The 9,729-nt window shown below is 53.4% G+C and carries 4 protein-coding genes; 3 read left to right on the forward strand and 1 reads right to left on the reverse strand.

The annotated features are described in order from the left end of the window. Window positions 1-2,603 (forward strand): RHS repeat-associated core domain-containing protein (locus tag J3U88_RS33645; RefSeq protein WP_207863612.1); only part of this gene is annotated, 2,603 nt, incomplete at its 5' end. Between the two features lie 631 nt (window positions 2,604-3,234). Here the strand turns inward: J3U88_RS33645 and J3U88_RS33650 are convergent. Then, complete coding sequence (locus J3U88_RS33650) at window positions 3,235-4,308, reverse strand: integrase core domain-containing protein (protein WP_207863613.1); 1,074 nt, start codon at window positions 4,306-4,308, stop codon at window positions 3,235-3,237. A gap of 808 nt (window positions 4,309-5,116) precedes the next feature. Between J3U88_RS33650 and J3U88_RS33655 the strand changes: the two genes are divergently transcribed. Continuing rightward, complete coding sequence (locus J3U88_RS33655) at window positions 5,117-5,947, forward strand: DUF4437 domain-containing protein (protein ID WP_207863614.1); 831 nt, start codon at window positions 5,117-5,119, stop codon at window positions 5,945-5,947. A 560-nt stretch (window positions 5,948-6,507) separates the two neighbouring features. After that, window positions 6,508-9,729 (forward strand): RHS repeat domain-containing protein (locus J3U88_RS33660; RefSeq protein ID WP_207863615.1); only part of this gene is annotated, 3,222 nt, incomplete at its 3' end.

Genomic DNA, 9,729 nt, shown 5'->3' on the forward strand with positions numbered 1-9,729 from the left:
ACGGTCGCCTGGTGCAGTTAACCCGGAACGCCGCCTCCGGCGAAGGCCCCGCGCTGGTGGAGTCTTATAGCTACGTGCAGGACACCAACGACCTGGCCAGAATCGACCGCTACACCGACGCCAACGGGGTGACGCACCAATTCAACTACGACAAGAAGAAGCGCTTCCACGGCACCACCATCGGCGGCGCCGTCAACCTTCACTACGAATACGACGATGCCGACAACGTTGTCAGCGTCATCGGTCCCACCATGTTCGTTCAATATGCCGATTGGCAAAACGGTTACCCCGGCACCATGACCTGGGGCGACGGCACCGAATTTACGATCAGCCAGGACGGTAGCAACCGTTTAACAAGCATCCAAACAGCGGACGGTGGCTTCGCCCTGGAACTGAGCTACGACGGCAACGCCCAAATCGACGGTTGCAACAGCGCGGCCGATTTCATCGGCGCCAAAATCACCGGCGTCACCCGTGCGGGCCCGGAACTGCGCGAAATCCTAACCCCCAGCTACAACCCAAACCACACCTTGGCCGGGGTAACGGTAGAACGCCACATCGGAGAACGCCCACCACCCGCAACGGGCGGAGAAGAGGCTCCGGCACCCGAACCCACCTACGAAACCATCCGCTTCGACGAAAGCTACGGCAGCGGCGACAAACAACTGCTGCAAAACCTGACCCTGGTCCTGCGCGACCAGCCCTTGGCCGACCCAAGCGAAACCGGCGACATCCAACTACGCCGCCGCACCGCCGGCAACCAAGCAGGTCCCCGAATTAACAGCCAAACCGAATGGGATGCCCAGGTGGTGGGCCAAACCCACGCGGACAACACCGGCCAAACCAAAACCATGACCTACATCCCCGAAAACGGAAACCTGGACCAGATCACCCCCAGCGAGGGCGACCAACAATCCTTCGCATGGGACGGCGAACGGCGCCTGCGCGCCCTAAGCCAGGGCAACCAACTGTTCACCTACGAATACGACAGCCAAGGCCGCCGCATCCGCACCACGACAGCGAACCAGTTTGAACCTATGATCTTCGCGTACCACGGCTCAAAAGTCGTCGCTATCGGCATCAAGCGTCAAAGAAGCGTGGATTGGACCCACGCTGTCGGCCACGGGCCAATGGGCCCAGCCTTCATCGAAGACCTCAAGAACCGTGAAAAGAGTTATTATCTGTTCAACGACCACCTGGGCACCCCCTTCGCGTACAAACGCCTGAGCGACGGTAAAGTGTTCTACACCCCCTACAGCCCCCACGGCGAGGATTGGTGGGGAAATTTCAAGGCCAAAGACCTCATGCCCGGAACCGACCCCCAAACCCAAACCACCACCGATTACGACCTAGGCAACGGCTACGAACGCCCCACCTTCAGCATATTTGACAACCCCTTCCTCGGCCTAAGCGGCCACCAACGCGACACGGACACCGGCCTCATCTACATGCACCACCGCTACTACAGCCCAGAAATAGGCCACTTCCTAAACCCCGACTTCCGCGCCCCCGACATCTACGACCCAACGACCTTCACCGAACCATACGCTTTTGCAGCTTGTAATCCTTTGCTTTTCTTTGATTTCGATGGGCTTGCGATTGACCATTTTCCCAACGTTCCTGCATATGAGCCTGTAAAAATTGGGGGCCAAACGTATGTAAAGGTATTTGCTGGTGAAAATTCACACTTAATCCCTTCAAACACTGAAGGAACATTAATATATCACAATAAATACCCCGGGTTAATTCACAACACAAAAATCAACCGATGGCTTGATATAAAATCGGGGAATTACGTTGATATCACAAATGCCGGTCCACTTACAACCCAAGAACAGGACGAATATCATTACCTAGTATACCAAGACCATGAATTCGTGTTTTACGACCCAGAAACAGTCAATTTCAAATGGGACACCAGCCTGGATCCAGAAAGTTGGCCTGTCTTTTTTCATGGAATATATAAATATGGACTTACTGCGGTTGGCGGCTTTGTTGGCGAAGCAATAATTACCATTTTTCCCCCAGCAGCAAAAATTGCAATAGGTATAATATCTGCCGCTGTAACAGCAGGCTACACTGAGTGGATGTATCTTCAAAGAGCAGGTCTTACAGTTACAGCGGAAGCCTACCTTTGGCAAAGTACCCCTGTCTTCAAAAGGTCAAAGGCACATTTATCAAGCTGGGAATTCTTCAGATTTAAGAACGAAAAAGTATCGCCTCTAGGCAAGAAAACCTGGCTTTCTCATGAGCAATACAGCCACAACCTCCCTAAAACCGGCATAAACATAAAACATCCGGCCTGGGAGTACTACAATCAGCATATTAATCACTACTTCATTCTGGCTGAACGAATTTCAGAACACTCCTCAAACTTTCCTATCAACCGTGAGAACTTAATTTATAAATCGAATAATTCTACAATCTCTCGCTTAAGGCAAACTAGTTGGCGACCTTTGACAGAACTACAAGCTCCAAATGTACCTGTAGACTTTTGGATCTTTGGACTCGAATTAACTGGCGATCCACTAGATCAAGCCAAAGATCAATTACGCATTCCTGAAAATTTCAAAACAAGCCCCTATCTTCAACCACCCAAGTAGTAATTCGTTTCGTCCATCCCACGCCTTAAAAACAGAACCTCTCGCAGGAGACAAAGAAGTACTACCATGAAGCAACATCAAAACACACTTCCAATGAAAAAAACTTTAAAATACATAAAATACATTTTGTTTTTAATTGGCTTCTTCTTGATCATAAAATCTACTTCAACCCTGGGTGAATTAAAACCAGAAAACCCAACAGGGATCATAACAAGAAACTTCACTTACTCAATAATTGGTTTTATTCTTTTGCTTATCTCGCTGCACCCTTGGAAAAATAAGGGACTCTTCATCTTAGGCTTTTCCTTATCTGTGTCTGGGGCACTTTTAGCTTTCATATCAACACATATAAGTCTAGACTCCTTCATGTTCCAAAAAATACTATTTTCTTTAGGCCGATCGATTATCGTAATTGCTTTCATAAAACTCTTGTACGATAAAAACAAGTCGTAGTGTCCCAAAAATAAACAGGCCGCCCAATCACCCTGAATTCCACGTCGCGCAACAGGAACCGACCTTCCGTTTTCTGGAAATTCGCAAAAAACTTCGCCCGAGAGAGGTGTTTTTTTGATGTAAAGGCTTCATTCGGGCGCACTTTGGCCTTGGATTTCACTCCGAATCCACCGGGCTCTTAACCTGAAACGCGATCATAAAAACTGAGCAAGCCGCCCAAACGGGTTCGTCGCCGGATTCTTCCCTCTGACTTCCCCTGCTTGCCGGAGATCAACCAGTTTCCAAGGCCTTGGTGGGGACGCTCTTCATGGTAATGCGCCCCATATTCACGCAAAAGGTATTCAAGTTGCCCTTTCGAAAAAATCACAAATCGGTCCAAACATTCTTCACGAATGCTCCGAATCACACGCTCCACATGTGCGTTCAGGTTGGGCGAGCGGGCCGGCAATTTGACCGTCGTCACACCAGTTGCCGCCAAGGTGGCCTTAAACTTTTCGCCAAAAACCGTCGCCCGATCATGAATCAAAAACGAGCCCTCTTTCAGGAAACCATGTTCCTCGTCCGTTTCGTTGCGTGCGACCTGCACCAGCCATGCCTGCGTCGGCTCGTTCACAATCCCGGCGATGTGGATTCTTCGCGTCACCAACTGCATCCTAACCAATTCATGCACCCGCTGAATCCCCCAACCACGTGTCAGTTCCACCGTGAAGAAATCGGCGGCGACCATGCTCGACCACTGCTGCTCCAAAAAACAACGCCATGAGCGCGTGCGTTTCGGGGCCGGAGGCAAACCCGCATCTTCCAAAATCCGAGCCACGGTGTTTTTTGTAAGCGTTACCCCGAGATGCTTCAGCGCCCCGACAATCCGTCGGTAGCCCCAACTTGGGTTGTCTTCGGCCAAACGCCGCACCAAGGCCACCGTCGCAGGAGAAATTGCCGGCCGTCCTTGCCGGCCACGTGTTTCGGGCCTATATCTTTGATGAACCAACCTTCGATACCAACGCAAAAACGTGTCCGGGCTGTAACTCAGCGCCGCGATGTTTTGCAAAAAATCATTGGGAACCGCCCTTGCCAGGATCGCAAGCCGGCGCCGCTGCCGGTCGGTCAGACGTTTATCCCTACCATTATTTAATGAACGAATCGTTTCACGCTGAACCTGAATCAGGAAGAAAAGAAAATCAAGCACAGCCTTCTGGCGCGTTTCCACCTTCCCAAGAAACAGGACCAACCACAAAACGTTCAGCCAGGACATCGATCCTCCTTTCGTAAGTATCCAAGTTGCATGTTCTTTCGTTAATTGACTACCAAATACAGAAACCAGGCAACAAAAATCCCCTTGAAATGCTTGATCCGAAAGAGACAACGGCGAAACCTAGCCCTACGCGCCAAATTTTCAAACATCACCTGGGCGTCGGTTAACGCCGTCAACAACCAGGTGGAAATCGAACGTTTTTGGAAAGCAGTGGCGAACAAAACACAAGCATTGCTCAACAAACAACTTAAACCTAAGAGGCACCGAAACGAGAGATTTTGGCTAAAGATCTGGAGCGAAATGGCTTGAAATAAGCAAGCCGGGGCCGCGCCCGACCGAACCCACTGGGTACGGTGAGCATTTTTACAGATCGTTGGCGCACAGAGGTTTTGCTAAAATCGCCGCGCCAGCGCTTCTTAGGTTTTATGCTTTTTCCCGACTGTTGCTTTATCGTCCGTGAACCACCCGCGAAACCTTAAACCTAAATTGAGCGATTCTTGGCGGCGCGCTTGCCCAAGTATCGGCGGGTCCTACGCCAAGCGTTGGGCTGCAAGGCACAGTAAAAATGGGCGACGAACCTTCCTGGTACGCGTCGTGCGCGACCCCGGTCCGCTTTTTCCAACACCTTTCGTATCACCCCTCGACAGGTCCTGCGCCGATACTTGAGCAAATGCATCCACCCGATTCGCACACTTTAGGTTAAAACGCGCGCGTCCCATTCATCCCAACTGAGAATACCGCCGCTCAACGCTATTAAACGGTGGAAGGGCGTCACATCATGGTTTATCTCATTCAAAAGAGGATTGTAATGAACAAACAGGTTCCCACCCATTTTCTTTGGCTTTTATCCCTGGGTTTCCTATGCACCGTGACCTTTGCCGGTGACACATCCTCCTACGAGGTTGTTGCTTATTCCGAGGTTCAGTGGGCCAAACTCAATCCGGCACGCGGTGAACAGAGCCCGCGGGCAAGCACGCTTTGGGGCGATCGAAAGGGCGAAGTCCCCACCGGGTTCCTCGCAAAATTTGTCGATGGTTTTTCCTCTCCCCCACATATTCACAATGCCACCTACCGCGCGGTCGTCATTCACGGCTTGATTCACAATGACGATCCAGCCGCCGCCAAAATGTGGATGCCGCCCGGCTCCTTCTGGACCCAACCAAAAGGTGAAACCCACATCACCGCGGCAAAAGGCCCCCTGAACGTGGCTTTGGTGGAAATCGACAAGGGACCTTATCTGGTGAAACCACCTGAGCAGGCGTTTGACAGTGGTGAACGACCCATCAACATGGACCCCTCGAATATCGTCTGGGTCGATCTCAATGGAAGACACGGCCGGATTCCCGGCGTCAAGGTTGCCTATCTGTGGGGTTCACAAGAAGGTGACCAAACCAACGGCATGTTTCTCAAGTTACCCGCGGGCTTCGAGGGCACCCTTCACAGCAAGGCAAGCTTCCGGGCGGTGGTGATTTCCGGTCGACTGCAGTATTCAGATGCCACCAAAAAGCAATTGGATCCCGGCAGCTACTTCGGTGCCACGGCCGAACGAAAACACCCGATCACGGCCCTAGCCGAGAGCGAAGTCATTCTCTACACCCGCGCCGACGGCGCCTATCAGGTTGTGGACAACACTAAATAGCCGCGACAACCGTCAACTTCGGTGGCCGCCTGATCCCGTCGGCAGCATCGTGCTCGCCGCGGGATCAGGCGGTGCTTCGGTTGAACGAAGTGTCTTTGTCGGCCAAAGATGCTGCTCGGAAGATAGTTCGGCCGGCAACCGAAAAGGGCGGCGAAAATAATCTAACTTTAGTGATGGTAAGATCAATTAAGCAGCCGTTTTAAGGATTTATTTTGCTTGCTGCGAATTTCTATCGGCAATCTTTTTGCGAAATTCTTAGCCTGTTTATTTTCTGTTTGGGTTTAATATTCGGAATCACCCAAAGGAAAGAACGATCTCTCCCAAGGAGATCACACGCCAAAGCCCTTGTCCTTTTTCCCGGTCAGGTGCGCGCTCGCGTTGCGCCCAGCCTACTGGAAGTCCTCGCATCTTTCCTTTCGCTTCCACCCATCGCTCGCAATGGACACACCGGCCGGCTTTGATCCTGATCCAGTAGGCCGCTTCTCCGGTAACCCAGCGATGGGTCACCCGTCTATTTTTCTTTCTTAAGCTAAATCTTCCTATACCTGCTAGGAGCCTTTATGATCCGCGATTTCATTTTTGAACGTCGTTGTGCCGCCTCATGCACGCGCGTCCGTCTTCTGTTGGTCCTTTTGTTTTTTCTTTGCCCTTTTCAATTTAATCTGGCGTTTCAGGAGGAAACCCAACATCTGAACCCCGCTGTTACCGGCACGGTCGACGGCGTGATTCCGCTTTCTTCCGACGCGGATCACCTGGGCCTCAACATCGCCGCGCCCTACTCCAGTGTCAACGAATTCACTGGAAAACTTCAGGTTAGCCTCGACCCAATCGGTGTTCCCGAGCTAAGCATTCGCCCGATTTACAAGGCCTACCAGCAAAAGGTCTGCAATGACGAAAGCGGCTTTCGGCTCTGTCCCATGAACGAACCCGACACAGACTCCGTCCTCGGCGAGGGTTGGAACCTGCATTTCGGCTATATCATCGCGCGCAACGCGATCTACGGTGCCCCCGGTTCCAGCGATTGGGAGCGGGTGCGTTTTGTGGACACCGCCGGGAATGTCACCACCTTCGGTCGCGACGGCGTTTTTCAAGCAGACCCGCAAGACGGTGGCGCCTCCGATAACTGCGCGGCAGGCGGCTGCATACCCAACCAAGCCGACGTCCACTTCATCGATGACCAACTTCGCCGAATCAGCCGCGGGCGACGCTCGGACGGCACGAGCTTGCAGGGGTTTTCGTATTTTCCCTATGTGCTCTCGGACCCGAACGGTCAGAAAACCGAATATCGGGCAACCCGTTATGTCACCAACCCAGCCAATGCCGGCAGCGTGACTTTTTACCCCACGCGAATCTGGTCACCGAGCGGCCGGATCCTGCGGATTGATTACGTTGGCGGAACCGATCCAGACGGAACCCTCCCCGATTTTCCGCGCATTGACCGGATCACCGACGAAAACGGCAGAAGCTTGGTGTTTCATTACCTGGGCGCTCTTCTTGAACGCATCACCTTGGAAGCCGGGCTAAATACAAAGCTACTCAAGCGGTTCACCTACCGCCAAGTCTTCGCGGGCGACACCTTCCACACAACACTCCACAAGGTGATCACGCCCGAGGGTTACGAAACGGTTTTCACCATGGAAGATGTCGGTGAACCGAAGCCGCTGCTCACGGCCTTGACCCTACCAACCGGTGGCACCGTTCACTACCAATACGACACCCAGCGTTTTGAGTACCTCCAACCGGATGCGGGAGATTGCACGAACCGTCGCGTCGATGATTGCGTAACACTGGAACCCCGCTACCGGTTTTTCAACCGAATCAGTGGGATCAGCCATGGCGGCGGGCACTATGCTTTTGATTACCGTCAGTGGTCGGCTGAGGAAGAACGGCAAAGCGCAACCGGCCAAGGCGCGCTGGACGTGACCGTTACTCAAACGAATGGTGCCCATGCCTTTCAGCGCACCACCACCTACATCAACACCCCGCTTTTTGAAACCAACTACCGTGTTTTCACCGATGGTTACCTGGTCGGCCGTCCCCGATCCAAGCAAACCACCTACCGCGGCACAACCCTCAACGAATCCTGGCGTTACACCCCGGAACTGAGCATCGCCGCGCACGCGGGGGGCGACAACGTCTCGGTCAGCGCCGTTCGCCAATACGCGCAACAGATTGACGGCCAATGGATCGACACCAACTACGATTATTCCTGGTTCGAAAGCGGGAATTGGCAACCCAGCAATTTCCGCGAGGCATTTCTCCAACCGGTCAAGATCACCCGCCAGGCCCGTGGTGGCAACGTTTCATTGGTGCGTGAATTCGATTATGACCACCGCTTTGTCGCCAATTTCGGCTGGGATGACAACACCACCCTTCATCAATATGCCTTGGCCCTGCTCACCAGCGACCAACAAACGCTGGTTGAGGTCGACCGCGAAACCTTGCTTGGCCGAACAAGCTACCGCTACGAGGGCGTAAACGTCCCCTTCCCCACCAAAGTTGAACACTGGCAAGACAGCACCACCTATCGCACCGAGCGCTACAGCTACATCCAGGAGGGAAACAATCGCGGGCGTTTGCGCACCGCCAAACGCCTCGGTCAACGTGGGCTGACGACCTACAACAGCTACCAGTACGGCCAGGCCTCAAGCATTAGCTTGCCCGAGGGTGAGTCGATTTCGCGAACCGTCGATTTTGATGGGACCCTCGCCAACGAAACCATCAACGGCGTCACCACCGTCTACGGCTACGACGCCGACCTTCGTTTGACCAGCGTTCAGGTCCCCGCAACCGCGCCTCTGATCACCGAGTTCTCGCCACCGGGGACGCTGCCCGCCACGGTGGCGACCTTTTACGAATTGGGCCAAGGGCTTCGCCTGGCCGAGGATCAGCCTTTCCCGATTGCGACGCGAACCATCGCGGAACGGGTTCCGGTCGAAACCGTGACGCTGGATGATTGGGGCCGCGTTCAGATGGAAACGCGCCAGACTTCGCCAAGCCACATCTACACCCGAACCCATGGCTATTCACCGCTCGGAACTAAGGAAACCCTGGAAGCGGAAAACGGACGTTGGACCTACCACCTTGACGTGTTTGGCCGGCCAATCCGTGCCGAGCATCACGACATTCGCGACGGCCTGTTGTTGCTCAAGACCGATTTCCAATATGAAACAAAAGCAGACGGGGCCACGGTCGTTACCGAAACCACCGAGGCCCAAACCCGAGATTACAGCAGCCTGCCGATTGAACCCCGGCTCCCAGGGACGCGGGTTTCCACGGTAACCAGGACCAGTGAAACGGATCTTGCCACACGGCTGGTGCGTGCCGAAACCAACGGACAACCGGTGATTTTTGACTATGCGCCGCACACCAACGGTGTGGAAATCACCACGCGGCCTTATGACGACCCATCCTTGGAACGTGTCACGGTCACCAATCTCTTGGGTGACCTGGTCGCCGAAAACCATCCCGAAATCGAACATCCGATTCATTACGACTACGATGCGGACGGCCTGCTTGAGGAGCAATACCACGGCGGGATCAATGACAAAAAAATGCGGCGGGTGTTTCGTTACGACGATGCCGGACGTTTGATTGAGAAGTTGGGTTCCACGTTGGAAGCACCCGGTGTTTTACAGCCGCTCTCTTCGTTCAGCTTTGACCCGCTCGGTCGTTTGATTGAGGCCACCCAATTCAACAACCACCAATACCCGGTAACCATCACCTACGACGCGTTCGACAGCGCCAACCGGGTACAGACATACCAGGTGTTCATCCCCCAA

Source organism: Acanthopleuribacter pedis (assembly GCF_017377855.1).
Classification (GTDB): domain Bacteria; phylum Acidobacteriota; class Holophagae; order Acanthopleuribacterales; family Acanthopleuribacteraceae; genus Acanthopleuribacter; species Acanthopleuribacter pedis.

Bases quoted from the DNA above. Each gene is read 5' to 3' on its own strand.
- J3U88_RS33650 (WP_207863613.1), bottom strand. From the start codon at position 4,308: ATGTCCTGGCTGAACGTTTTGTGGTTGGTCCTGTTTCTTGGGAAGGTG.
- J3U88_RS33655 (WP_207863614.1), top strand. From the start codon at position 5,117: ATGAACAAACAGGTTCCCACCCATTTTCTTTGGCTTTTATCCCTGGGT.